The organism is Streptomyces antarcticus (genome assembly GCF_026627255.1).
Classification (GTDB): domain Bacteria; phylum Actinomycetota; class Actinomycetes; order Streptomycetales; family Streptomycetaceae; genus Streptomyces; species Streptomyces antarcticus.
The window spans coordinates 105428-128156 of the sequence record NZ_JAPNLM010000015.1 but is presented as its reverse complement, the minus strand read 5'-3'; the positions used below and the strand labels follow the sequence as shown (position 1 = coordinate 128156).

The 22729-nt window shown below is 73.7% G+C and carries 22 protein-coding genes; 6 read left to right on the top strand and 16 right to left on the bottom strand.

The features are described 5' to 3' along the window. Window positions 1–24 precede the first annotated feature (24 nt). The 8 genes from OTB16_RS22770 to OTB16_RS22735 all read right to left on the bottom strand — a co-directional run bounded on the left by OTB16_RS22770 (window position 25) and on the right by OTB16_RS22735 (window position 8123). Window positions 25–1080: an aminotransferase class V-fold PLP-dependent enzyme gene (locus tag OTB16_RS22770; protein WP_267722383.1), complete on the bottom strand. Its 1056-nt coding sequence runs from the start codon at window positions 1078–1080 to the stop codon at window positions 25–27. Between the two features lie 83 nt (window positions 1081–1163). After that, the gene (locus OTB16_RS22765) at window positions 1164–1871 is read right to left on the bottom strand and encodes a DsbA family oxidoreductase (RefSeq protein ID WP_267722381.1); all 708 of its coding nucleotides are present in this window, start codon (window positions 1869–1871) and stop codon (window positions 1164–1166) included. Between the two features lie 65 nt (window positions 1872–1936). After that, entirely contained in the window at window positions 1937–2428 is a 492-nt protein-coding gene (locus OTB16_RS22760) for a GNAT family N-acetyltransferase (RefSeq protein WP_267722379.1), read from the bottom strand. 113 nt (window positions 2429–2541) lie between these two features. Then, window positions 2542–3990 carry a penicillin-binding transpeptidase domain-containing protein gene (locus tag OTB16_RS22755; protein ID WP_267722378.1) on the bottom strand — a complete coding sequence of 483 codons (1449 nt, stop codon included), beginning with the start codon at window positions 3988–3990 and terminating at the stop codon, window positions 2542–2544. Between the two features lie 62 nt (window positions 3991–4052). Beyond that, window positions 4053–4679 carry a response regulator transcription factor gene (locus OTB16_RS22750; protein ID WP_267722503.1) on the bottom strand — a complete coding sequence of 209 codons (627 nt, stop codon included), beginning with the start codon at window positions 4677–4679 and terminating at the stop codon, window positions 4053–4055. Between the two features lie 122 nt (window positions 4680–4801). Then, window positions 4802–6112, bottom strand: coding sequence for a sensor histidine kinase (locus OTB16_RS22745; protein ID WP_267722376.1), 1311 nt, complete (start codon window positions 6110–6112; stop codon window positions 4802–4804). Further along, a complete protein-coding gene (locus OTB16_RS22740; RefSeq protein ID WP_267722375.1) occupies window positions 6112–7149 on the bottom strand; it encodes a hypothetical protein in 1038 nt (345 codons plus the stop codon). Before OTB16_RS22740 ends, OTB16_RS22745 begins: the two co-directional genes overlap by 1 nt. A 182-nt stretch (window positions 7150–7331) precedes the next feature. Continuing rightward, a complete protein-coding gene (locus tag OTB16_RS22735; RefSeq protein WP_267722374.1) occupies window positions 7332–8123 on the bottom strand; it encodes an IclR family transcriptional regulator in 792 nt (263 codons plus the stop codon). Between the two features lie 127 nt (window positions 8124–8250). On the opposite strand from OTB16_RS22735, the gene OTB16_RS22730 reads away from it, so the two are divergent. From OTB16_RS22730 to OTB16_RS22715, 4 genes are all read left to right on the top strand, one after another. Beyond that, window positions 8251–9789, top strand: coding sequence for an aldehyde dehydrogenase (NADP(+)) (locus tag OTB16_RS22730; RefSeq protein ID WP_267722373.1), 1539 nt, complete (start codon window positions 8251–8253; stop codon window positions 9787–9789). A gap of 191 nt (window positions 9790–9980) precedes the next feature. Then, window positions 9981–10202: a hypothetical protein gene (locus OTB16_RS22725; RefSeq protein WP_267722372.1), complete on the top strand. Its 222-nt coding sequence runs from the start codon at window positions 9981–9983 to the stop codon at window positions 10200–10202. 53 nt (window positions 10203–10255) lie between these two features. After that, on the top strand, window positions 10256–11506 hold the full coding sequence (locus tag OTB16_RS22720; protein ID WP_267722371.1) for a TerD family protein: 1251 nt from the start codon (window positions 10256–10258) through the stop codon (window positions 11504–11506). 102 nt (window positions 11507–11608) lie between these two features. Continuing rightward, the gene (locus tag OTB16_RS22715) at window positions 11609–11785 is read left to right on the top strand and encodes a hypothetical protein (RefSeq protein WP_267722370.1); all 177 of its coding nucleotides are present in this window, start codon (window positions 11609–11611) and stop codon (window positions 11783–11785) included. A gap of 96 nt (window positions 11786–11881) precedes the next feature. On the opposite strand, the gene OTB16_RS22710 is transcribed toward OTB16_RS22715, so the two are convergent. After that, window positions 11882–13321: an alkaline phosphatase PhoX gene (locus OTB16_RS22710; protein WP_267722369.1), complete on the bottom strand. Its 1440-nt coding sequence runs from the start codon at window positions 13319–13321 to the stop codon at window positions 11882–11884. Window positions 13322–13735: 414 nt separating this feature from the next. Beyond that, window positions 13736–15379, bottom strand: a complete 1644-nt coding sequence (locus OTB16_RS22705) for a hypothetical protein (protein ID WP_267722367.1) — start codon at window positions 15377–15379, stop codon at window positions 13736–13738. Window positions 15380–15718: 339 nt separating this feature from the next. Here OTB16_RS22705 and OTB16_RS22700 point away from each other — a divergent pair, with 339 nt between their 5' ends. Then, a complete protein-coding gene (locus OTB16_RS22700) occupies window positions 15719–17560 on the top strand; it encodes an endonuclease/exonuclease/phosphatase family protein (RefSeq protein ID WP_267722366.1) in 1842 nt (613 codons plus the stop codon). A 263-nt stretch (window positions 17561–17823) separates the two neighbouring features. Beyond that, the gene (locus OTB16_RS22695) at window positions 17824–18078 is read left to right on the top strand and encodes a hypothetical protein (RefSeq protein WP_267722364.1); all 255 of its coding nucleotides are present in this window, start codon (window positions 17824–17826) and stop codon (window positions 18076–18078) included. A gap of 133 nt (window positions 18079–18211) precedes the next feature. Here the strand turns inward: OTB16_RS22695 and dapD are convergent, their stop codons facing one another. The 6 genes from dapD to sufU all read right to left on the bottom strand — a co-directional run bounded on the left by dapD (window position 18212) and on the right by sufU (window position 22700). After that, window positions 18212–19192, bottom strand: a complete 981-nt coding sequence (gene dapD, locus OTB16_RS22690) for a 2,3,4,5-tetrahydropyridine-2,6-dicarboxylate N-succinyltransferase (RefSeq protein WP_267722363.1) — start codon at window positions 19190–19192, stop codon at window positions 18212–18214. 234 nt (window positions 19193–19426) lie between these two features. Continuing rightward, on the bottom strand, window positions 19427–19978 hold the full coding sequence (locus tag OTB16_RS22685; protein ID WP_267722361.1) for a TetR/AcrR family transcriptional regulator: 552 nt from the start codon (window positions 19976–19978) through the stop codon (window positions 19427–19429). Beyond that, window positions 19978–20301, bottom strand: coding sequence for a DMT family transporter (locus tag OTB16_RS22680; protein ID WP_267722360.1), 324 nt, complete (start codon window positions 20299–20301; stop codon window positions 19978–19980). Before OTB16_RS22680 ends, OTB16_RS22685 begins: the two co-directional genes overlap by 1 nt. A 45-nt stretch (window positions 20302–20346) precedes the next feature. Next, on the bottom strand, window positions 20347–21744 hold the full coding sequence (locus OTB16_RS22675; protein ID WP_420717776.1) for a hypothetical protein: 1398 nt from the start codon (window positions 21742–21744) through the stop codon (window positions 20347–20349). A 153-nt stretch (window positions 21745–21897) separates the two neighbouring features. Continuing rightward, window positions 21898–22242 (bottom strand): metal-sulfur cluster assembly factor, encoded by a 345-nt coding sequence (locus OTB16_RS22670; RefSeq protein ID WP_008741046.1) that lies wholly within the window; start codon window positions 22240–22242, stop codon window positions 21898–21900. Further along, window positions 22239–22700, bottom strand: coding sequence for a Fe-S cluster assembly sulfur transfer protein SufU (gene sufU, locus OTB16_RS22665; protein ID WP_267722355.1), 462 nt, complete (start codon window positions 22698–22700; stop codon window positions 22239–22241). Before sufU ends, OTB16_RS22670 begins: the two co-directional genes overlap by 4 nt. Between the last annotated feature and the right edge of the window lie 29 nt (window positions 22701–22729).

Here is a 22729-nt window from a genome sequence, read left to right as displayed (position 1 = left end):
GCGCTGACCCCGTGGGCCCGCCCGTCAGGACAGGGCGTTCAGCAGCCGGTCCACGTCCTCCTCGGTGCTGTAGAGGTGGAACGAGGCGCGCAGGGCGCCCGCGCGGGCGGCGGTGGCGATGCCGGCCGCCTGGAGGGCGGGCAGGCGGTCGGCGAGGCCCGGTACGGAGACGATGGCGGCGTCGCCGGGCACCGGTTCGTGGCCCAGCCGGGCGAGCCCGGCCCGGTAGCGGGCGGCCAGGGCGGTGTCGTGCGCGTGCACCGCGTCGATGCCGACGCGCTCCAGCAGCGCCAGTGAGGGCTCGGCCGCGTGGTAGGCGAGGAAGGCCGGGGACTCGTCGAACTTCCGCGCTCCGTGCGCGAGTTCCGGCATCGGCCCGTACGTGGCGTCCCACATGGACTCGGCCGCGACCCAGCCGGCGTGCAGCGGGGTCAGGGTGTGCTCGGCGTCCTGCGAGACGGTCAGGTAGGAGGCTCCGCGGGCGCCGAGCAGCCACTTGTACCCGGCGGTGACCGTGTACTCGTACGGCGAGGCGTCGAAGGGCAGCCAGCCCACCGCCTGCGTCGCGTCCACCAGCATCCGGGCCCCGTGCGCGGCCGTGGCGGCGCGCACCGCGGCCAGGTCCGCCGTACGCCCGTCCGCGGACTGTACGGCGCTCAGCGCGACCAGGGTCGTACCGGCTCCGACGGCTTCGGCGAGGGACTCCAGCGGGGCGAAGCGCACCTTGAGGTCGCCGCGCACCACGAAGGGGTTCATCACGGAGGCGAAGTCGCCCTCGGGGCAGAGGACTTCGGAGCCGGACGACAGGGAGGCCGCGACGAGGCCGACGTGCGTGGAGACGGCCGAGCCGACGGCCACGCGGTCGGCGGCGACCCCGGCCAGCCGGGCGAAGGCGGCGCGGACCCGGTTCACCCGGTCGAAGTCGCCGAAGCCGGCGGGGAGCCCGGCCCCCGCCGCCTCGGACAGCTCCCGTACCGCCGCGACGGCCGCGCGCGGCAGCACTCCGCACGTGGCGGTGTTGAGGTAGGTGGTGGAGTGGGCGAACTCGGCACGGGCCGTCTCGGCCAGGGGGAGATCCATGCCGTCCACTCTGGCCCAGGACCTACCCACAGTCCATTACCGAACTTTCCGCGCTACCCCAAAGAGATTGTTATATGGGAGCGTCAGGACTGCGGAACCGCGCACACCCCGTCGGGCTCGCACGCCCCGTCGGCGGGGGCGGGCTCCTCCACCTCGCGGCCGGCCCAGGCCTGTTCCAGGGCGCGGGTGAACACCTCGGCCGGCTGTCCGCCGGAGATCCCGTAGCGGCGGTCGAGGACGAAGAACGGCACGGCGTTCGCACCCAGTTCGGCGGCCTCGCGCTCGTCGGTGCGGACCTCCTCGGCGTAGGCGGAGTCGTCGGCGAGGACGGCGCGGGCCTCGGCCTCGTCGAGCCCGGCCTCGACGGCGAGCGCGAGCAGCACCCCGGTGTCGAAGACGGACCGCTCCTCGGCGAAGTTCGCCCGGTACGCGAGGTCGAGCAGCTCCTCCTGGCGGCCGCGGGCGGCGGCCAGGTGCAGCAGCCGGTGGATGTCGAAGGTGTTGCCGTGGTCGCGGCCCTCGGTGCGGTACGTCAGCCCCTCCGCGCGGGCGCTCTGCGCGACGTGCTCCTCCATGCCGCGCGCCTCTTCGAGGGTGCGGCCGTACTTCTGGGCGAGCATTTCCACGACGGGGGCGCTGACGCCCTTGGGGCCGTTGGGGTCGAGCTCGAAGGACCGGAAGACGACCTCCACCTCGTCGCGGTGCGCGAACCCGGCCAGCCCCTTGGTGAAGCGGGCCTTGCCGATGTAGCACCACGGGCAGGCGATGTCGCTCCAGATCTCGACGCGCATGATCGTTCTTCTCTCCGGGTCAGTCGGGTGAATCAGTTCCTGATTCAACGGCCCGGGGGCGCGTCTCATTCCCCGGACGGCGGAGCCACCGCGAGCCACAGGACGCGGTGGGAGCCGGAGGCCGCGGACCCCGGCTCCGGGAGCCAGCCCTGACGGGCGTAGAACGCCTGGGCGCGCAGGTTGTGTTCGTAGACCTCCAGCCGGACCCTGGCCGTTCCGGCACGGCGCCAGGCGTCGAGGCAGGCAGCGTGCAGCGCGGACCCGGTGCCCCGGCGCCACCGGTCCGGGTCGACGTGGAGCTGGGTGAGGGTGGTCTCGCCGTCCGCGGTGCGGTAGGCGGCGACGCCGGCGATCCGCCCGTTCCGCTCGGCGCAGAGCACGCTGCCGTCCGCGGCGGACCGGGCGACGGCGTGGGACCAGCCCTCGCGGGTCCGGGCGAGCTCGGCCGCGCCGCCGTAGGCCTCCTGGGGAAGGCGGCCCTGGTAGTAGGTGGCCCGTGCCCGGGTGTGGAGGGCGGCTATGGCGTCGAGGTCGGCGGGGCGCGCGGTCCTGATCATGGAATGAGTGACGCGCCGGGAACCGCGAAGGTTCCCGGCGCGCCGGCCGTGCGGTCCGCGTGGCTACGTCTTCGGCCACGCCTGCGTCGTCGTGGTCCGTGTGGTCCGCCCGGCTACTTCTTCAGCCACGCCTGCATCATCTTCTGCGCGATGGGGGCGGCGAGCTTGCCGCCGCCGATCTCGGAGCGGTCGGTGTCCGAGTTCTCGATCACGACCGCGACGGCGATCTGCTTGCCGTTCAGCTTGCCGTAGGAGGTGAACCAGGCCAGCGGCGAGAGGCTGTTGTTGACGCCGCGCTGGGCGGTACCCGTCTTGCCGCCCACCTCGGCGCCGCTCACCTGGGCGGGCTTGCCGCCGCCCTCGCTGACCACCGTCTTCATGGCCTCCCGCAGCATGGAGGCGGTCTTGCCCTTCATGACCTGCTCGGACTTCGGGTCCTTGAAGCTCTCCAGGACGTTGCCGTTGGCATCGGTGACCTGGGAGACCATGTGCGGCGCGACGAGCTTGCCGCCGTTCTTGACGGCGGCCGTGACCATGGCCATCTGGAGCGGGGTGGCCTGGACGTCGAATTGGCCGATACCCGTCTGCGCGACCTGGTCGACGGACATCTTCGCCGAGGGGTACGAGCTCGGCGGGTTGGTGCGGACCGGGGTGTCGATCTGCGTGTTGAAACCGAACTTCTCGGCCATGGCGCGCATCTTGTCCTGGCCGAGCCTGTGCGCCAGCTCGGCGAAGACGTTGTTGCAGGACAGCCGCAGGGCGACGCGTGCCGAGACGTTGTTGCACATCTCCGCGGGGGCCTCGCTGGGCAGATCGGTGCGAGTGCCGGGGATTGTGTACGGGGCCTTGATGCCGGTCGGCGTGTCGATGTCGGTGACCAGGCCGTTCTCGATCGCCGCCGCGAGGGTGACCAGCTTGAAGGTGGAGCCGGGCGCCTGCGGCTTGCGCAGGGCCACGTTCTCCAGCGCCTTGCCCTGGTCGGCGGAGAGTTCCGTCCAGGCCTCCTTGTCGTTCGCGCCGGCGATCCGGCCCGGGTCGAAGGAGGGGTTGTTGACGATGCCGAGGATCTGCCCCGTCGCGGGGTCGATGGCCACGGCGGCGCCCTGCTTGCCCTGGAGGGCGTCGAAGCCCGCCTTCTGGACGTCCTTGTCGATGGTCGTCAGCACGTCGCCCGGGGCGGCCCGCTTGTTGGTCAGCATGTCCATCATCGTCTTCAGCCGGCTGTCGGAGCCGTTGAGGACGTTCTTGTAGACGCCCTCCAGCATGCTCGTCCCGAAGGCCTGGGAGCTGTATCCGGTGACGGGTGCGTAGAGCGGACCGTCGGTGTACGTGCGTTTGTACCCGAAGTCCTTGCCGCCCGTCTTCGTCGAGCCCGTGACCGCCTCCCCGCCCACGATGATGTTGCCCAGCGGGTTCTCGTACTGCCCGATGAGGTTCCGGCGGTTGTTCTTGTCGTCTGCGAGGGCCTGGCCTTGGTATGCCTGCACCCAGGTGACACGGACCAGCAGGGCCAGCACCAGAAGCAGACAGAAGACCGACGCACGCCTGATCGTCTTGTTCATCCCCAGGAAGGACGCCCCGACCGTCCCGGACGTTCCGCTCTGCCCCGATTGTGGTGGAGTTCTCAGTCTTTCCTCATGAAGCCGCCCTCGTAGGCGGCGATCACCGCCTGGGTCCGGTCGCGGGAGCCGGTCTTGGCGAGGACCGCCGCGACGTGGGTCTTCACCGTCTGCGGGCCGACGCCGAGGCGCTCGCTCATCTCCTGGTTGGACAGGCCGGTGGCCATCAGGCGCAGTACGTCCGCCTCCCGGTCGGTCAGCCGGGCCACCCACCGCGCGGCGGCCGCGCGCGGGGCGCCGGCCGTACGGGCGGCGGCGGCGGCGAGGGAGCGGACGGCGGCCGGGAAGAGCAGCGAGTCACCGCGGGCGACGAGCCGGACCGCGCCGATCAGCTCGTCGGGGTCCGCCCGCTTCAGGAGGAACCCGGCGGCGCCCGCGCGCAGCGCGTCGTGGACGTAGGCGTCGTTCTCGAAGGTGGTGACGACCACCACGCGGGGCGGCTCGGGCATGGTGGCGAGGATCTGCTCGGTGGCCCGGATGCCGTCGATCTCGGGCATCCGGACGTCCATCAGCACCACGTCGGGGGCCAGGGAGCGGACCAGGGAGACGGCTTCGGGCCCGGTGGCCGCCTCGCCGACGACCACCAGGTCGGGTTCGGCCTCGAGGATGACCCGCAGCGCGGTGCGGACCATGCGCTCGTCGTCGCAGATCACGATGCGCAGCGTCCCGCGCCCGGCGGGAGCCCAGGGCCTCCCGGCGTCCTCGGGGGCGCCGGGGGCGGCGCCGTCCGGGGGCGTGCCCGGGCGGGTGGGGGTCATCGGCCGGTTCCGGCGAGCGGGAGGACGGCCCGCAGCCGCCAGCCGCCCTGGTGCGGGCCGGCCTCGACGCTGCCGCCGAGCAGCGCGGCCCGTTCGGCGGCGCCGCGCAGCCCGCGTCCCCCGGTCGTACGCGGCTCCCGGCCAGGCTCCCGGCCGTCGGGCGCGGTGGGCGGATTGGTCATGGTGATCTCCAGGTCGGGGTGAACGCGAGGGCCGGAGGGTCCGCCGCGCCGGAGGCGGACCCTCAGGTCCACGGGGCCCGAACCGTGCCGCAGGGCGTTGCTGAGGCCCTCTTGGACGATCCGGTACGCCTCGCGGGAGGCAATCGCCGGGAGCCCGGACCAGTCCCCCGCCGGCCCGGGGTCCTGGTGGACGGTGACGGGGGTACCGGCGGCGCGGGTGCGGGCCAGCAGCCCGTCGAGGTCGGCGGCGAGGGTCGGCGCGGGCGCGGCGTCCGCCCGGGCCGGGTCGCCGTCCCGCAGCAGGCCCAGTACGGCGTCCAGCTCCCCCACCGTGCGCCGCGTCGTGTCCTCGATCGCGGCGAGCGCCTCCCGTACGAACCCCGGGTCGGTGCCGAGCACCCGCCGGGCGGCGACCGCCTGGAGGGTGACGGCGCTCAGCGCGTGCCCCACCGAGTCGTGCAGCTCCCGGGCCAGCCGGTTGCGCACGGCGAGGTCGGCGGCCCGCTCCTCGGCCTCGGCCAGCCGGTCGGCGGCCGTCGGGCCGAGCAGTACGGGCGCCGCCCGGGCCAGCAGCGCCCCGGCCCCCGCGACGCACAGCGCGAGCGCGGCCAGCAGGGCCACCCCGATCAGGGGCGTCACGTACGGCTCGGCCGCCACACCGCCCCAGCCCAGTTCCCGCGGGATGCCCCGCAGCCCGCTCACGAACGGCAGCGCGATCAGCGTCACCGCCATGGGCGGCACCGCGAGGGTCATCCCGCTGAGCACCGCGCCGACCCCCAGGTGCAGGGTCCACCAGGCGGAAGCCCGCCCCCGGGCGGCCCAGGACCGGGCCGGGCCCTCGGCCAGCCGCTCCCCCGGCACCGCGCACATGGCCCGTACCGCGGCCACGGACATCGGCCGCACCAGCCCGAACACCCCGGTGACCGCGACCAGCGGCAGGGCCACCGCGTAGGAGGCGAGGATCAGCGGCAGGGAGGAGAGCGCGTTGACCCCGCCCGCCGCCATGCCGACCCCGACCTGGGCGAGGAGGAAGTACGGCATCAGCAGGGCCCCGCCGAGGATCAGATGGACCCAGCGCAGCCGGGCCCGCGGCCCGAACAGCCGCCCCGGGCCGTACCCGCGCATCACCCCTCGATGCGGCGGGTCAGGAACCGGGTGAGGACGACGGCGGCGAGCGCTCCAGTGGCCATCTGGCCAGCGTAGATCAACTGCGAGGCGCCGGAAGGGGCTTCGCCCCCGTCCAACTGCGGGCCCAACGAGGCGATCAGCGGCCACAGGCCCCAGCCGAGCGCGGCCCCCGAGCCGATCCACGCGAGGGCCGCCGGCCACCAGGCCCGGCGCCCCCGGTCCGAGGCCAGCAGCAGCGCCCCTGTACCGGCGGCCAGTGCGCACACCGCGTGGGCCGCGGAGACCACGCCCGCCTCGGCGGACCACGACGCCGCCCGCTCCGCGCCCATCCCGGCCGTACCCCCGAAGGCCCAGAAGAAGTACGCCGCGGCCACGCCCGCGCTCCCCAGCGCCGCGGCCGTCGCCACCACCCGCGTGGACGCCGTCGCCCGCACGGACTCCGCGGGCCGCGTGAACGCAGTCTCCCGCTCCGCGCCACCAGCCGGCCGGTCGGCGATCCGGCTCCGGCCCCAGCCCCAGCGCTCCCGGGCGTACGGCACGAACAGCCCCGCCAGGGCGAGCCCCTGGACGATGAACCCCCCGTAGACGACGTTGAAGACCCAGGGGTCCAGGAAGGGCTCGCGCTGCGCGCTTCCGGACGGATCCGCCCCGAACCCGATCGCCCGTATGAGCAGTTGGCCCGGGAACCCGAGGAGGATCGGAGTCAGCAGTCCGGAGGCCACGAACGCCGGGACGGTGAGCAGCCAGGACGGCACCCGCATGCCCCAGGGCTGGGTGAGGAGCAGCACGAGCACGATCACGCAGGCGTCCATGAGCAGCGTGACGGAGTTAGCCAGGACGAGGAACGTCCCGGGCTCGGCCAGCACGCTGCCGTCCGGTATCCCCGTCCGGCTCCCGGCCAGCCAGGCGGCCTTGAGCGTCAGGTACGGAAGGGTGGCGGCCACGGCCACCGCCCGCAGGGTCCGCCGCCCCGCCCCCGGTCGGGGGGCCTGCGGCCGCGGTGCGTACGACGGGTGAACGGTTCGTGTGGTCATGACCCAACGGTCCCGCGCGCACCGCCCCGCCACCTCCCCCGTGAAGGGGAACCGCCTCCCCCGCGCGGGGGAGGAACCACGGGCTCCGCCACCCCCCACAGCCCCTCACCGAGCTGCCCCCGCCGGCGCCTCACATCCGTCGCCCCGCCGGCGCCCCACCACCCCCGCCGCCCGCCCGCGCCTCACATCCGCCGCGTCACCACCGACAGCCGGTCCCGTGCCTCGAACAGTGCCCCCTTGATGACCTGCTCGTGCCCCGGCGTCAGCCGGGCCACCGGCACCGAGCAGCTCACCGCGTCCCGGGCCGGCGTCCGGTACGGCACGGCCACGCCGAAGCAGCGCAGTCCGAGCGTGTTCTCCTCCCGGTCCACCGCGTACCCCTGCTCCCTGACCAGCGCCAGCTCCTCCACCAGCTGCTCCCGGTCGGTGATGGTGTGCTCGGTGACCGCCTCCAGCCGCCGCGGCAGCAACCGCCGCACCTCTTCGTCCGTATGCGTGGCCAGCAGCGCCTTGCCCAGCGCGGTCGAGTGCACGGGCAGCCGCCGCCCGACCCGCGTGAAGGGCCTCAGGTAGTGCTGGGACTGCCGGGTGGCCAGGTACACCACGCTCGTGCCGTCCATCCGGGCCAGGTGGATGGTCTCCGTCGTGTCGTCGGAGAGCCGGTCCAGGGTGGGCCGGGCCGCCGCCACCACCTCGTCGCCGTCGATGTAGGAGCTGCCGACGAGCAGGGCCCGTACGCCGATGCCGTACCGGGTGCCCGTGGCGTCGGTCTCCACCCACCCCAGGTTCACGAGCGTGCGCAGCAGCATGTACAGGCTGGACTTGGGCAGGGAGAGGTCGTTCTGGATGTCGGCCAGGCTGTGCAGCCCGGGCCGCGCCGCGAAGTGCTCCAGCAACAGGACCGTCCGCACCGCCGATTTGACCGGTGCCGCCTGTACCGCCTGTACCGCGCTCCCCGACTCGGTCGTCGTCATACGCCTGCTTCCCCTCTGGGCGCCCCTTGTCACACGGAGGACGCGGAAATAGAGTCCAGAGCAGATGTGATCATTCATCCACCGGAACGGCGTTCAGAATACTGAACGTTCCAGGAGGCAGTGGGCCATGACAACGACACCAGTCTGGAGTGTGGACCCCCGCACCGGGAAGCAGCGCGAGCAGGTTGCGGTGGAGGCCACACCCCGCGAGGTGGACGAGGCCGTGCGCGCGGCCCACGCCTGCCGCGGCGCGCTCGCCGACGCCGGCGCCCGCGCCGCCTTCCTGCGCGCCGCCGCCGGACTGCTCGACGAGGCCGCCGCCCACGTCATCGAGGCCGCCGACGCCGAGACCGCGCTCGGTCCGGGCCGGCTCACCGGCGAACTCGCCCGCACCACCGGCCAGCTGCGCGCCTTCGCCGACGCCGTCGACGAGGGGGCCTACCTCGACGTCCGCATCGACCGCGCCGACCCCTCCCTCAGCCCACCGCGCCCCGAACTGCGCCGCTACAAGGTCCCGCTGGGCGTCGTCGCGGTCTACGCCGCCTCCAACTTCCCGCTCGCCTTCTCCGTCCCCGGCGGGGACACCGCGAGCGCGCTGGCCGCGGGCTGCCCCGTGGTGGTCAAGGTCCACCCGGACCACCCGGCCACCTCCGAGCTGTGCGCCTCGCTGCTGCGCCGAGCGGCCGTCTCCGCCGGGCTGCCCGCCGACGTCGTGTCGGTGCTCCACGGGTTCGACGCCGGTCTGGAGCTGATCCGGCACCCGCTGGTGGCCGCCGCCGGGTTCACCGGTTCCCTCCGCGGCGGGCGGGCCCTGTTCGACGCGGCCGCCGCGCGGCCCGTGCCCATCCCCTTCCACGGCGAGCTCGGCTCCCTCAACCCGGTCGTGGTCACCCCGGCCGCGGCCGCCGAGCGCGCCGAGGAGATCGGCGCCGGGCTCGCGGGCGCGGTCACCCTCGGGGTCGGCCAGTTCTGCGTGAAGCCCGGCCTGGTGCTCGTCCCCGAGGGCGCGGACGGCGACCGCCTCGCCGACGCGCTCACCAAGGCGCTCGGCGAGACCGAACCGGGGGTGCTGCTGGACCACCGGATGCGCGAGAACTTCGTCACCGGCGTACGGGAGCGGGCCGCGCTGCCCGGCGTCACGGCGCCGGTCACCCCGGGCTCCGGCGGCGAGCACACCGTCGGAGCGGGCTACCTGACCGTGTCCGCCGGCCGCCTCGCCGGGGACGGCCTCGCCGGGGACGGTGCGTACGAGGTCCTGCTGGAGGAGTGCTTCGGCCCGGTGACCGTGGTCGCCCGGTACGCCTCCCAGGCCGAGGCCGCCGCCGTGCTCGGGCGCCTCCCCGGGAACCTGAGCGCCACCCTCCAGCTCTCGTCGGCCGAGACCGAGGGGGCTCCGGGGCCGGCCGCCGGACTGATCGCCCAGGTCACCGGGCTGGCGGGCCGGATCGTGGTCAACGGCTGGCCGACCGGGGTCGCGGTGGCTCCGGCCCAGCACCACGGCGGCCCGTACCCGGCGGCCACCTCGCACTCCACCTCGGTCGGCGGGACCGCGATCGAGCGGTGGCTGCGCCCGGTGGCGTACCAGTCGGTGCCCGAGGCCCTCCTTCCGGCGGAGCTGCGCGAGGCCAACCCGCTGGGCCTGCCGCGCCGGGTCACGGGCGGCTGACGAGCGGGCGGGAGCGTCCGACGCGGGCGGCGGGCGGCGCGGCCGGCCCGGGCCGCCGTCCACGACCCGGCGGCCCACGACCCGGCGGCCCGCCCCCGCCACCGCCACCGCCCGCCCGCCGCCCGCCGCCCGCCGCCCGCCGCCCGCAAAAGCCGTTGCCGCCCCGCCCCCGGCCGGGCAGGCTGCGGCCCATGCCGAAACCGCACAGTTTCACGTACGAACAACGGGGCGAGCACTGCGTCGCCATCACCCACCAGGGCCGCGCCGCGGCCACCCTGCGCGGGAACCGGGCCGCCGCGTTCCTCGCCGAGGTGGCGTCCGGGGACCCGCAGCTCGTGATGGCCCGCTGGACGGGCTCGTACAAGTTCGGCAACGAGCGCACGGCGAAGAGCCACCCGCGCAACCGCCACTGAAATCTCTCGCGAGGGTAAGGGAACGGCAAAGCACCTCCGGTCGTTCTCCCGGCATGACCGCTATGACCCCTGGATCCAACCTGCCGCTCAATGCCGTCCGCGTGACGGTCGACGTGGCGGCGCCGGTACGGCTCGACGTATCGGCCCTGCTCCTCACGGCGGACGGCAAGGTGCGCTCCGACGCCGACTTCATCTTCTTCAACCAGCCCTCCGGGCCCGGTGTCGCCTACCGGTCCGGCGGCGGGTCGGCGCCGGACTCGATCACCGTGGACACCGCCTCGGTACCGCCGGGCATCGAGCGCATCGTGGTCACGGCCAGCCCCGACGCCGCGGGGCAGTCCTTCCAGGGCATCGAGCCCACCGCCACCGTGCGCGACGCGGACGGCGGCACGGTGATCGCCACCTTCACCCCGCCGCAGCTGGGCACCGAGACCGCGCTCGTCGTCGTCGAGGTCTACCAGCGCGGCGGCGTGTGGAAGGTCCGCGCGGTCGGCCAGGGGTACGCGAACGGCCTCGCCGGCATCGCCACGGACTTCGGGGTCTCCGTCGAGGAGGAGCCGGCCCCCGCGGCGGCCGCCGCCCCGGTCGCCCCGCCCGCACCGCCGGCGCAGCCCGCCCCGCCCGTCCACCCCGTCTCCCCCTGGCTCGGCGGTGCGACGACGCCCGCCCCGGCCGCGCCGGTCCCCGCGGCCGCGCCCCCGGCCCCCGCCGCCGCGCCGGGCGCCGGGAAGATCAACCTCGACAAGGGCCGGGTCACCCTCCAGAAGAACCAGACCGTCTCCCTGGTCAAGGGCGGCCGCCCGCTCCTCTCCCAGGTCAAGATGGGCCTGGGCTGGGAGCCGGCGTTCCGCGGCAAGGACATCGACCTCGACGCCTCCGTCATCGCGTACGGCCCGCAGCGCAACCACATCGACAGCTGCTACTTCGGCAAGCTGTCGATCCTCGGCGGCGCCGTCAAGCACTCCGGCGACAACCTCACCGGAGAGGGCGCGGGCGACGACGAGGTGATCGTCGTGGACCTCGGCCGGCTGCCCGCCGACGCCACCGGCCTGGTCTTCACCGTCAACTCCTTCTCGGGCCAGAAGTTCAGCGAAGTGGCCAAGGCCTACTGCCGTTTGATCGACGCGGCGAGCGGCGAGGAGCTGGTCCGCTTCGACCTCACCGGCGCCGAGCCGCAGACCGGCGTGATGATGGCCAAGCTCATCAAGCAGTTCACCGGCGAGTGGGAGATGACGGCGATCGGCGAGTTTGTGAAGTCGCGCACAGTGCGCGGCATGGTCAAGCCCGCCGCGCAGGCACTCTGAGCAGGTGGGCGGGCACGTGGTGGCGCCGGGGACCGTCGCGGGTGATGGAAGCCACGCGTAATCCGGAGGTGGCTGTCAGTGCCCGCCCGTAGCCTTGGACTCATGCACGAGTCACCCACACCCACGGGTCCGGCCCGCCCGTCCGCCTCCGAGGCGAACGAGGCGATCCGGCACCTCGTCGACACCGGTGTGGGCGGCGAGTGGCCCTCGGAGGCGTATGAGTTCCTCCTCGCCGAGTGGGCCGTCGCCTCCCGCGCGGAGGTCTCCGCAACCCAGTGAGCCGGCGGGCCGTCCGAAGCGGCGGCCCCCCGGCCCTCAGAGGCGCCTCCTCCGGCACGGCGTCCCGGGGCCGCGGATCCCGTCGTGCGGCGGCGCTCAGCGCCCGCGCCGCCACGGACCGGTGACGGCCAGCATGATCCCCGGGTCCTGGATGTTGGCGTACAGCGTGCGCCCGTCCGGTGAGAAGCAGACCCCCGTGAACTCCGAGTATTCCGGCTCCTGCGCCGATCCGATGTTCAGCTCGTTGCGCGCCAGCGGATACGTGCGGCCGTCCCCGGTCGCGCCGAAGAGGTGCTGCAGTCCCGATCCGTCCTCCGCGATGACCAGTCCGCCGTACGGCGACACGGTGATGTTGTCGGGGCCGTCGTAGCCGCCGTCCGCCGACGGGTCGGCGTTCACCCCGATCAGGACGGTCAGCCGGACCGTGCGCCGCTTCGGGTCGTAGAACCACACCTGGCCGTCGTGCGCGGCGCCCGGGCTCTCCGCGCGCGCGTAGGACGAGACGAAGTACGCTCCGCCGTCGGCCCACCACATGCCCTCCAGCTTGCGGCCGCGCGTCACGACGCCGTCTGCGAACTGCCCGCGCACCGGCACCGTCCGCGCGTCCCGGTCCGGCACGTCCACCCAGTCGACCCCGTAGACGGTTCCGATCCGCGTCGCGCGCGACAGGTCGTCGACGAACCGGCCCGTACGGTCGATGCACTTGGCGGCCTGGAGCGCACCCGCGTCGTCGGCGAGCGTACGGAGCCTGCCGCGCCCGTGGCGGAAGCCGCGGGGCGGGGTCCAGCGGTAGAGCAGCCCGTTGGGGCCGGAGGCGTCTTCCGTCAGGTAGGCGTGGCCCTGGCGCGGGTCGATGACCACGGCCTCGTGGTCGTAGCGCCCGAAGGCCTTGACGGGCCGCGGGTCGCGGTTGGCGTGCCGGTCGTGCGGGTCGACCTCGAAGACGTAGCCGTGGTCCTTGGTCATGCCGTTCTTGCCGGCGAGGTCGGAGTTCTCCTCGCAGGTGAGCCAGGTGTCCCACGGGGTGGCACCGCCCGCGCAGTTGGTCGACGTACCGGCGATGCCCACCCATTCGGCGACCTCGCCGCCGCGCCGGACCTCGACGACCGTGCAGCCGCCGGCCGCGGCCGGGTCGTAGACGAGGCCCTCGGTGTGCGGGACCGGGCGCGGCCAGGTCTCGCGCCTGCCCTTGAGCTCGTGGTTGTTGACGAGGAGGGTGACCCCGCGGTGGCCCGCGAAGGCTGCCGTGCCGTCGTGGTTGGACGGGGTGGTCTCGCCGGTCTCCAGCCTGGTCACCCCGCTGTGCGTGATCACCCGGTACCGGAATCCGGCGGGGAGGGCGAGCAGTCCGGCCGGGTCGGGGACGAGCGGTCCGTAGCCGGGCTCGCAGGGCTTTCCGTGCGCGTCGCGGAGCGTGCCGTCTTCGGCGGCGAGGGCCCCCGGCGCGGTGGCCAGGGCGCCGACCGTCCCGGTGAGCGCGACGCCCGCTCCGGCGATCACGGTGCGGGCGGTGAAGTCTCTGCGGGTGAGCGGCATCGGGGCTCCAGGGTGGGGAGGTGGTGCGCCTGTCGTACGGTCGTCGGCGCACACGCTCCCGCCCGCACGTGAACGGCGGCTGAACTACCCAGAAAGACGAACCGGCCCCTTGCCCGGGGCCGCAATGGCGGACTCCGGCCCAGGAACGGCGCGTTGTCGCCGCCCGCCGGACGGCCCGGACGGCCCGGACGGCCCGGACGGCCCACCGTCCGGGCGGAACCGCCCCCGCCCCGGGAGGCCGGACCACCGGTCGCCGCGGGAGGCCGGACCACCGGTCGCCGCGGGAGGCCGGACCACCGGTCTGCCCGCGCCCTGACCGCCTCCGGCCCCGGACCGCCTCCCGGCCCACCGCCCCGGCGTGACTCAGGGCCCGCCGGGCGCGTCCCGCGTCCCCGTGCCCGGGCGGGCCCCGGCTCAGGCCTGCCGGGAGCGGGCCTTGAACGCGGCCTTCCGGGCCTCCTTCGCCGCCTTCTTGTCCGGGTGCAGCCGGCCCATCGCCTCCAGCACGTAGACGGTGGCCGGGTGTTCCACCCGCCAGGCCTTCTCGAAGAAGCCCGCGTGATGGGCGGTCAGGGTCTCCATCAGGAGCGGCAGTTCCCCCGTCTCGCCGTCCGCGGCGAGCTGCGCCGCGATCGTGTCGACCGTCAGCCAGAACACCAGGGACGCGTCCGGCGCTGGTACGTCGGCCGCCCCGCGCTCGGCCAGCCAGACCCGGGCGAGCCCACCGAGCTCCGGGTCGTCCAGCACCGCGCGGACCGCCACCTCGGCCTCCGGCCCGGCCGGTGCGAGGGCCTGCTGGCAGCGCAGCCGACGCAGCGGGGCCGCCTCGTCCACGCCGCGGGCCGCGGCGAGCAGCTCGGCGGCGGCGGCGGGCAGTTCGCGGCCGCTCAGCCACTGTTCCAGCTCCGCCTGGGCGGCGCCCTCGGGGTAGACGCAGACCGCGTCGAGCAGCGCGTCCGCACCCTTGCCGGCCAGGTCGCCGATGGCCGGGGCGTCGACCCCCGCCTCCAGCATCCGGGCGCGGACGCCGTAGAGGCCCAGCGGCGTCAGGCGGACCATGCCGTAACGGGACACGTCCTCGGCGTCGTCACCGCCGTCGACACCGCCGCCGGGGTGCCCGGCCGCGATGTCCGCGTCGTCCGTCTCCGCCATCAGCGCTTCGTCGACGGGCCGGAACTCGACCAGCCCGATGGGCTCCAGCTGCCGGAACTGGTCGTCGAGGCGCATCATCGCGTCGGAGACCTGCTCCAGTACGGCGTCGGTGGGCTCGCCCATGTCGTCGGGCACCACCATGGACGCGGCGAGCACGGGCAGCGGAACCGGTTCGTCCGCGGCCCCGCCCTCGGCGACGGTGAGCAGGTAGAGGTTGGCGAGGACGCCGTCGAGGAAGTCCGCCTCGCGGCTCGGGTTCCAGTCCAGCCGGTCGAAGTCGACACCGCCGCCCGCGTCCAGCGCGTCGACGAGGTCGTCCAGGTCGGGCACCGCCGCGTCGGCGAGGACCGTGTCCAGGGCCGCCAGCCACAAGTCGAGTACGTCGCCGGGCGCGCCGCCCGTCACGAGCGCGAGGTCCTCGCCGGGCGCGGCGGTTCCGTGGTTCGCCCGGAGGACGTCCGCGCCGGTCCCGGGGGTGCCCGCTTCGACATCGGGGGTGCCCGCGCCGACCCCGGCGGCCTCCGCGCCTACGTCGGCGGCGTCCGCGCCCGTACCCGGTGTGTCCGCGCCCGTACCCGGTGTGTCCGCGCCCGTACCGGGGGCCTCCGTGCCGTCGTCCTCCGGCTCGGTCACGTCGACCAGGCCGGTGTCCACGGCCACCCGCCAGGCCTGGCTCGCGTACATGGCGGAGTCCGCGTCGCCGGCGTCGAGCCCGAGGACCGCGGCGGCCTCCGGCAGCTGCTCGGCGACGAGTTCACCGCCGACATCGACGCGGGTGGCGGGCCCGGCCCAGCGGGCCAGCCGTACGGCGCGCGCGAACAGCGGGGCGGCCAGGGCGGCCCCGGCCAGTTCCGCGTCGGAGTGCAGCCGGACCGGCGGCAGAGTGGGGTGCGGCTCTGCGGACATGGGGTGGTTCTCCTCGCGGACGCGGTGGGGCGGGCCGTGACGATCGGCCGGGGCGGACGGGTACGGCGGTGCGGCCCGGCCGGGCGGGCCGTCCGGGCCCCTCCGGGGCGGACGCGGTCCCCGTACGGCGTCCCAGCGTAGACGCATTTCGGGCGCGTCCGGCGGGTCGGCGCCTTTGGTTCATCACACAGTCAGCTGTCGTATTCCCTGGACCCCTTGACAACTTTGCGCGCCACACAGGAAATTGACGCGCGTAGATATATCGGGAGCCGCAAACTCCCCGGACGTCTTCACGCCGCACTTCTCCGTTTCCCTCATCCCACACCGGAGTCCCTGACCATGCGCTCCTCGCATCCCCGTTCCGCCGCCGTCGCGGCCCTCGTCGCCACCGCCCTGGCCACCGGCCTGCTCGTGGGCTCCGCCGACGCGGCCGAAGGCGGCGCCGCCGCCGATCCGATACGCGTCCACGACATCCAGGGCACCACCCGGATATCCCCGCTCAACGGTCAGCAGGTCGCGGACGTCGAGGGCATCGTGACGGGCGTGCGCACGTACGGCTCGCGCGGCTTCTGGATCCAGGCCCCGGACGCCGACGACAACGACGCGACGAGCGAAGGCGTGTTCGTCTTCACCGGCTCGGTCCCGACCGTCGCCGCGGGTGACGCGGTCAAGGTCTCCGGCACGGTCGGCGAGTACGTCCCCGGCGGCGTCAACTCCGGGAACCAGTCCGTGACCCAGATCTCCAAGCCCGTCGTCACCGTGGTCTCCTCGGGCAACGCCCTGCCCGCGGCCACCGCGATCACCGAGTACACCGTGCCCGCCGAGTACGCCCCGGCCGGCGACCCGGCCGCCGGCGGCAGCATCAACGGCCTGACCCTGGAGCCCTCCCGCTACGCGCTGGACCACTACGAGTCCCTCGAGGGGATGAACGTCCGCATCGGCACCTCGCGCGTCGTCGGCGCCACCGACCCGTACGCGGAGCTGTGGGTCACGGTGAAGGGCTGGGAGAACGCCGCCAAGCGCGGCGGGACGGTCTACGGCTCGTACGAGTCCCAGAACACCGGCCGCCTCCAGATCCAGCAGCTCGCGCCCCTCGCGCAGCAGCCCTTCCCGGTGGCCAACGTCGGCGACCGCCTGACCGGCACCACCGAAGGCCCGCTGGACTTCAACCAGTTCGGCGGCTACACCCTGGTGGCCCGCACGCTCGGCACGGTCAAGGCGGGCACCCTCGCCCCCGAGAAGACCAAGGCGCAGGCCTCGAACGAGCTCGCGGTGGCGACGTACAACGTCGAGAACCTCGACCCGAGCGACCCGCAGGAGAAGTTCGACGCGCTCGGCAAGGCGGTCGTGGAGAACCTGGCCTCCCCCGACATCCTCGCCCTGGAGGAGATCCAGGACGACAACGGCGCCAAGAACGACGGCACGGTCTCGGCCGAGCAGACGCTCGCGAAGTTCACCGCGGCCATCACGGCGGCGGGCGGCCCGGCCTACCAGTGGCGGACCGTCAACCCGCAGGACAAGAAGGACGGCGGCGAGCCCGGCGGCAACATCCGCCAGGTGTTCCTCTACAACCCGGCGCGGGTCTCCTTCACCGAGCGCGCCCCGGGCGACGCGGTGACGGCGACCGGCGTGGTCAAGGAGAAGGGCAAGGCTGCCCTGACCCACTCCCCCGGCCGCATCGACCCCGCGAACCCGGCGTGGACGGACAGCCGCAAGCCGCTGGCCGGCGAGTTCACCTTCCGCGGCAAGACGGTCTTCGTGATCGCCAACCACTTCGGCTCCAAGGGCGGCGACGAGGGCCTGACCTCGCACCACCAGCCGCCGGTGCGCTCCTCGGAGGCCAAGCGGCTGCTCCAGGCGCAGTCCGTGAACGGCTTCGTGAAGGAGATCCTCGCGGCGGAGAAGAACGCGAACGTCCTGGTCCTCGGTGACATCAACGACTTCGAGTTCTCGGCGACGACGAACGCGCTGGCGGACGGCGGGGCCCTCTACCCGGCCATCAAGTCGCTGCCGAAGGCCGAGCGGTACTCGTACGTGTACCAGGGCAACGCGCAGGTGCTGGACCAGATCCTGACCAGCCCGGCGATCAAGAACTTCACGTACGACAGCGTGCACATCAACGCGGAGTTCTCGGCCCAGAACAGCGACCACGACCCGCAGGTGCTGCGCTTCCGCCCGTAGCCCCCGGACCGCAGAGGGCCCGGCCGACTCCCCGGCCGCTACCGCGGGGGTACCCCCGCGGCCGGGCCCACTGCTTCGACACGGACGCCCCTTCACGTCCGCCGGGCGTTCGTCTCCTTCGTGCCCTTCACGGGCGAGTTGGGGACTTTCGGCCCTGGCGTGACGTTCGACACATCCCTACCGAATGGACCGGTTGTGGTGTTGAGTATCCGCACGCCCGGTCTTGTACCGCCTTGTACCGCCCGCTCTCCCTGGAGGACCGCGTGTTCCCCTCCATCTCCCTCGCCCAGGAAATCGGCCTCGCCGTCCTGTTCGTGGCCGCTTTCGTCTGGGTCGTCGGCCTCGGTCACATGCTGTGGGACAGCCGCTTCCACCACCCGGAGCCCGGCGCCTTCGACGGCCTGTCGGCCATCCCGGTACAGCGCACCCGCGCCGCGCACCCGATGGAGTCGGTGGAGCTGACGGAGGCGGAGCAGCAGGCCTTCGCGGGCCTGATCCGCACGATCCCCCTGCGCTAGACCGCCAGGCCGTCCCGGGCTCCGCCCAGGCCCGAAACGCCGCTGAGCGCCCTCCCGGACTGCGGGAGGGCGCTCAGTGACGACCGGCACCGGCCGCCGGCAGCGGGTCAGCCGCGGCACCGGCGGTGGGGCATCAGTTGTGGCTGTGCAGGACCTCGTTCAGGCCGCCCCAGGCCGCCTTGTACGGGCGGGCCTCGACCGCGCCGGTCACCGAGTTGCGGCGGAAGAGGATGTTGCTGGCGCCCGAGAGCTCCAGGGCCTTGACGATCTGGCCGTCCGGAAGGGTGACGCGGGTGCCCGAGGTCACGTAGAGGCCGGCTTCGACGACGCACTCGTCGCCCAGCGCGATGCCCACGCCCGCCTCGGCGCCGATCAGGGTGCGCTCGCCGATCGAGATGATCTGCTTGCCGCCGCCCGACAGGGTGCCCATGGTGGACGCGCCGCCGCCGATGTCGGAGCCGTCGCCGACGACGACGCCGGCGGAGATGCGGCCCTCGACCATGGAGGTGCCCAGGGTCCCGGCGTTGAAGTTGACGAAGCCCTCGTGCATCACGGTGGTGCCCTCGGCGAGGTACGCGCCGAGGCGGACACGGTCCGCGTCGGCGATGCGCACGCCCTTGGGGGCGACGTAATCCGTCATCCGCGGGAACTTGTCGATCGAGGTGACCTGGAGGTGCAGGCCTTCGGCGCGCGCGTTGAGGCGGACGGTCTCGACCTGGTCGACCGCGACCGGGCCGAGCGAGGTCCAGGCGACGTTGGTGAGCAGGCCGAAGACGCCGTCGAGGTTCTGCCCGTGCGGCTTGACCAGGCGGTGGCTGAGCAGGTGCAGGCGCAGGTACGCGTCGTGCGCGTCCAGCGGCTTGTCCTCGAGGGAGCTGATGACGGTGCGGACGGCTACGACCTCGACGCCGCGGACCGCGTCCGAGCGGATCGCCTTCGGCGCGGTGGCGCCGAGCAGCTCCACGGCCTGTTCGGCGGTGAGGCGCTCGGTGCCGGCCGGGCCGGGCTCGGCGACCAGCCGGGGGGCGGGGAACCAGGTGTCGAGGACGGTGCCGTCGGCGGTGATGGTGGCAAGTCCGGCGGCGACGGCGCCGGTGGTACGCGTAGCAGTCATGCCCGAAACCTAACCGGCGACGGCCCGCGGTCGCGAACCGGTCTCATGTGCCGGTCCGTGTCCCCCGTCCAGAACGTGCACGGAACACGCACACGAACGACCGCGACCACGGACACGGACCACCGCGCGACCACACACACGGACGACCGCGCGGCCGCGGACACGGACACGCACGGACGACCGCGCGACGACGGACACCGGCCCGGCGCGGCCGACCCTCCCGCCCCGCCGGCCTCAGCTCCGGCCCAGCACCCGCCCCAGGACCTCGCGCGCGTACGGCTCGTCGTACTCCGCGTCCGTCAGCAGCACCTGCAGCCCGATGCCGTCGACCACCGCCACCAGGGCCCGCGCCGTCACCGGATCCGTCCGCGCCTCCAGCGCCCGCGCCACCGCCTCGCACCACTGCGCCGCCACCGGCCGCAGCGCGGGGCGCCGCAGGGCTTCCAGGTACAGCTCGTACTCCAGCTCCGCCCGGCCCCGGTCGGCCGTCAGGAACTCGCCCAGCAGCCGCGCCAGCGCCGCCGCGAGGTCCGTGTCCGGGTCGGCCAGGGCCCCGGAGTCCGCCACGGCCCGCGCGAAGCCCTCGTTGGCCTGGCGCAGCGCCGCGACCAGCAGGTCGTCCAGGGTCTTGAAGTGGTATGTGGTCGACCCGAGCGGTACGTCGGCCTCCGCGGCCGCGCTGCGGTGGCTCAGCCCCGCGATGCCCTGGGCCCCGACCACCCGGATGGCCGCGTCGACGATCCGCTGCCGCCGGTCGGGGTCGTACCGGCGGACGCCCGGGGCCATCAGTGCGCCGCCCCGCCGACGTTCAGCAGGACCACCCCGCCGATCACCAGCGCGATGCCGCAGATCTTCGCGGCGCCGGCCGCCTCCCCCATGAACACCATGCCGATGGCGGCGATGGCGGCCGTGCCCACGCCCGCCCAGATCGCGTACGCCGTGCCGACCGACATCGTCTTCAGCGTCTGCGCGAGCAGGGTGAAGGCGATGGCGCACCCCAGCAGCGTGCCCAGCGACGGCCACAGCTTCGTGAACCCGTCGCTGTACTTCATGGCGGTGGTTCCGGCGACCTCGGCGGCGATGGCCGCGGCGAGCAGTAGGTACGGCATGTGTACGAGCGTACACAACGTTGCGTACGCCCGTACACACACGGATCACCCCAGGGTGAACCAGGCCGCCCGCGCCTTCTTCCACTCCGGGTGGTCGAGGTCCTTGGCCTCCGTGCCGTCCCCGTACAGGTCGGCGGCGCCGCTGTCGGTGATCAGCTGGACGCGGGCGCCGCGCACGCGCAGGTCGGGCACGCTGACCACGGCCTCCCAGCCGCCGGGGTCGGTGGTCGGCAGGTCCGCCCGCTTCCTCGGGGCGTGGCCGGGGACGCCGTCCCACTGGTAGAGCGCGTACGGGTCGGAGTTGTCGTCGGCGGCGAAGGAGCCGGCGAGGATCAGGTACTGGCCGGCCGCGTTCTTTCGGAGGTCCCGGACGGCCAGGCCGCCGAGGTCCATCTCGATCGGCTCGCCGAAGACCGCCTTGGCGCCGTCCGCCAGGACCCGGTCGATGTTGGTGACCGGCACGACCAGCGCCCTGCCCCCCGGCACCGCCGGGGCCAGCGGGGCCCGGAAGCCCAGGTAGGCCGTGGTCGTGGAGCCCGGTGCGAACTCCAGCCCCTCCACGTTGAAGCCGTCGATCCGCTTCGGCACCTGGCCGTTCGCCGTCCCGGCCGCGAAGCCGTAGCGGTCGCCGTGCGCCGCGTCCCAGGCGACCAGGTCCTCGCGCAGGCCCTTGTAGGCGCTGCCGAAGGTGACCTCCGTGGCGGCGCCCGAGCCGGTGATCCTCGTGGTGAAGACGGTGTTCCGCTCCGCCTTGTACTTGCCGTCCTTGTTGTTGCCCAGCGAGCCGGTCCAGTAGACGGTGTCGCCCACCCGGGCGGCGGCCTCGATGTCGGCCTCCTTCTTCCAGCCCAGGGCGGGGCCGAGGTCCCAGGTCTTCACCGGCGCGCCCGAGCGGGAGCGGTCGTAGAGCCGCAGCACGTTGGACTCGTCGTCGGCCACCAGCACGTGCCCGCCGCCCGCGTCGACCGCGGCGGAGGCGTCCGAGGACCCGGTGAGGTACCGCGTGGCCGGCGCTCCGGCGACCCGCGCCGAGGCGGCGTAGGACAGGGTCGCGGTCGCGGTCTTCCCGCCGCGCCCGGTCACCTCCAGGACCAGGTCGGTGTACCCCTGCGCGCGGGCCCGCACGGTCAGGGTCCGGTCGCCCGTCCGGGTCCGCTCCTGCCGCACGTCGCCCACGCCCGCCACCGAGGGGTCGCTGGACGACACCACCCGCAGCCGCAGGAGGCCGGCCGGCATCCCGGCCTGCTCGACGTCCACCGTCACGGACGGGTCGCCGTACGCGCCCACCGCGCCGCTGAGGTGCGTGGCGGACAGCGAGATCGTCGGGTCGGCGTACCCGGCGGCGTGCGCGGGGGCGCCCAGCCCCGCGACGAGCAGGGCCGCGGCTCCCGCGGCTCCCGCGGCGCCCAGACGGCGGCGGGCCGGTGAAAGGCGAACGGTCACAGGGGGTCCTCTCCAGTGCTGCGCCACGTCGTGACGGCCGTCGAGAAGATTCGGCCACCGCGGCCAACTCCCGGTGCCCACCACCCGTCCGCCCGGAGAACAGGGAGGGCCCCCGGCACGACCGTGCCGGGGGCCCTCACACGCGGGCGTCGATCAGACGTTGAAGCCGAGCGCGCGAAGCTGCTCACGACCGTCGTCCGTGATCTTGTCCGGGCCCCACGGGGGCATCCAGACCCAGTTGATGCGCAGTTCGTTGACGATGCCGTCCGTCGCCGACTTCGCCTGGTCCTCGATGACGTCCGTCAGCGGGCAGGCCGCCGACGTCAGCGTCATGTCGAGGGTGGCGATGTTCGCGTCGTCGACGTGGATCCCGTAGATCAGGCCCAGGTTGACGACGTCGATGCCCAGCTCGGGGTCGACCACGTCGTAGAGGGCCTCGCGGACCTCCTCCTCGGTGGCCGGCTTGATCGACGCCTCGGGCGTCGCGTTGTCGGTCATACCGTCTCCCTCTCCGCGCCGCCCAGTGCCTGGGCGGTCGCGTCCTTCCACGCCATCCAGCTCAGCAGAGCACATTTCACACGCGCCGGATACTTGGAGACGCCGGCGAACGCGACCGCGTCCTCCAGCACCTCCTCCATCTCCTCGGTCGGCTCCAGCTTGCCCTTGGACTGCATCAGCTCCAGGAACACTTCCTGGATCTTCCGCGCCTCGGCCAGCTCCTTGCCGACGAGCAGCTCGTTCAGTACGGACGCGCTGGCCTGGCTGATGGAGCAGCCCTGACCCTCGTACGAGACGTCGGTCAGCGTCTCCCCGTCGTACTTCACGCGCAGTGTGATCTCGTCACCGCAGGTGGGGTTGACGTGGTGCACCTCGGCGTCGCCCTCGCGCAGGCCACGCCCGTGCGGGTGCTTGTAGTGGTCCAGGATCAGTTCCTGGTACATCGAATCCATCTTCACTGCGGCCCCAACACCTTCGTCGTGTCCTT

Excerpts from the sequence above, each read along its gene's own strand:
- OTB16_RS22770 (WP_267722383.1), bottom strand. The coding sequence starts at position 1,080 with ATGGATCTCCCCCTGGCCGAGACGGCCCGTGCCGAGTTCGCCCACTCC.
- OTB16_RS22765 (WP_267722381.1), bottom strand. The coding sequence starts at position 1,871 with ATGCGCGTCGAGATCTGGAGCGACATCGCCTGCCCGTGGTGCTACATC.
- OTB16_RS22760 (WP_267722379.1), bottom strand. The coding sequence starts at position 2,428 with ATGATCAGGACCGCGCGCCCCGCCGACCTCGACGCCATAGCCGCCCTC.
- OTB16_RS22755 (WP_267722378.1), bottom strand. The coding sequence starts at position 3,990 with ATGAACAAGACGATCAGGCGTGCGTCGGTCTTCTGTCTGCTTCTGGTG.
- OTB16_RS22750 (WP_267722503.1), bottom strand. The coding sequence starts at position 4,679 with ATGGTCCGCACCGCGCTGCGGGTCATCCTCGAGGCCGAACCCGACCTG.
- OTB16_RS22745 (WP_267722376.1), bottom strand. The coding sequence starts at position 6,112 with ATGCGCGGGTACGGCCCGGGGCGGCTGTTCGGGCCGCGGGCCCGGCTG.
- OTB16_RS22740 (WP_267722375.1), bottom strand. The coding sequence starts at position 7,149 with ATGACCACACGAACCGTTCACCCGTCGTACGCACCGCGGCCGCAGGCC.
- OTB16_RS22735 (WP_267722374.1), bottom strand. The coding sequence starts at position 8,123 with ATGACGACGACCGAGTCGGGGAGCGCGGTACAGGCGGTACAGGCGGCA.
- OTB16_RS22730 (WP_267722373.1), top strand. The coding sequence starts at position 8,251 with ATGACAACGACACCAGTCTGGAGTGTGGACCCCCGCACCGGGAAGCAG.
- OTB16_RS22725 (WP_267722372.1), top strand. The coding sequence starts at position 9,981 with ATGCCGAAACCGCACAGTTTCACGTACGAACAACGGGGCGAGCACTGC.
- OTB16_RS22720 (WP_267722371.1), top strand. The coding sequence starts at position 10,256 with ATGACCGCTATGACCCCTGGATCCAACCTGCCGCTCAATGCCGTCCGC.
- OTB16_RS22715 (WP_267722370.1), top strand. The coding sequence starts at position 11,609 with ATGCACGAGTCACCCACACCCACGGGTCCGGCCCGCCCGTCCGCCTCC.
- OTB16_RS22710 (WP_267722369.1), bottom strand. The coding sequence starts at position 13,321 with ATGCCGCTCACCCGCAGAGACTTCACCGCCCGCACCGTGATCGCCGGA.
- OTB16_RS22705 (WP_267722367.1), bottom strand. The coding sequence starts at position 15,379 with ATGTCCGCAGAGCCGCACCCCACTCTGCCGCCGGTCCGGCTGCACTCC.
- OTB16_RS22700 (WP_267722366.1), top strand. The coding sequence starts at position 15,719 with ATGCGCTCCTCGCATCCCCGTTCCGCCGCCGTCGCGGCCCTCGTCGCC.
- dapD (WP_267722363.1), bottom strand. The coding sequence starts at position 19,192 with ATGACTGCTACGCGTACCACCGGCGCCGTCGCCGCCGGACTTGCCACC.
- OTB16_RS22685 (WP_267722361.1), bottom strand. The coding sequence starts at position 19,978 with ATGGCCCCGGGCGTCCGCCGGTACGACCCCGACCGGCGGCAGCGGATC.
- OTB16_RS22680 (WP_267722360.1), bottom strand. The coding sequence starts at position 20,301 with ATGCCGTACCTACTGCTCGCCGCGGCCATCGCCGCCGAGGTCGCCGGA.
- OTB16_RS22670 (WP_008741046.1), bottom strand. The coding sequence starts at position 22,242 with ATGACCGACAACGCGACGCCCGAGGCGTCGATCAAGCCGGCCACCGAG.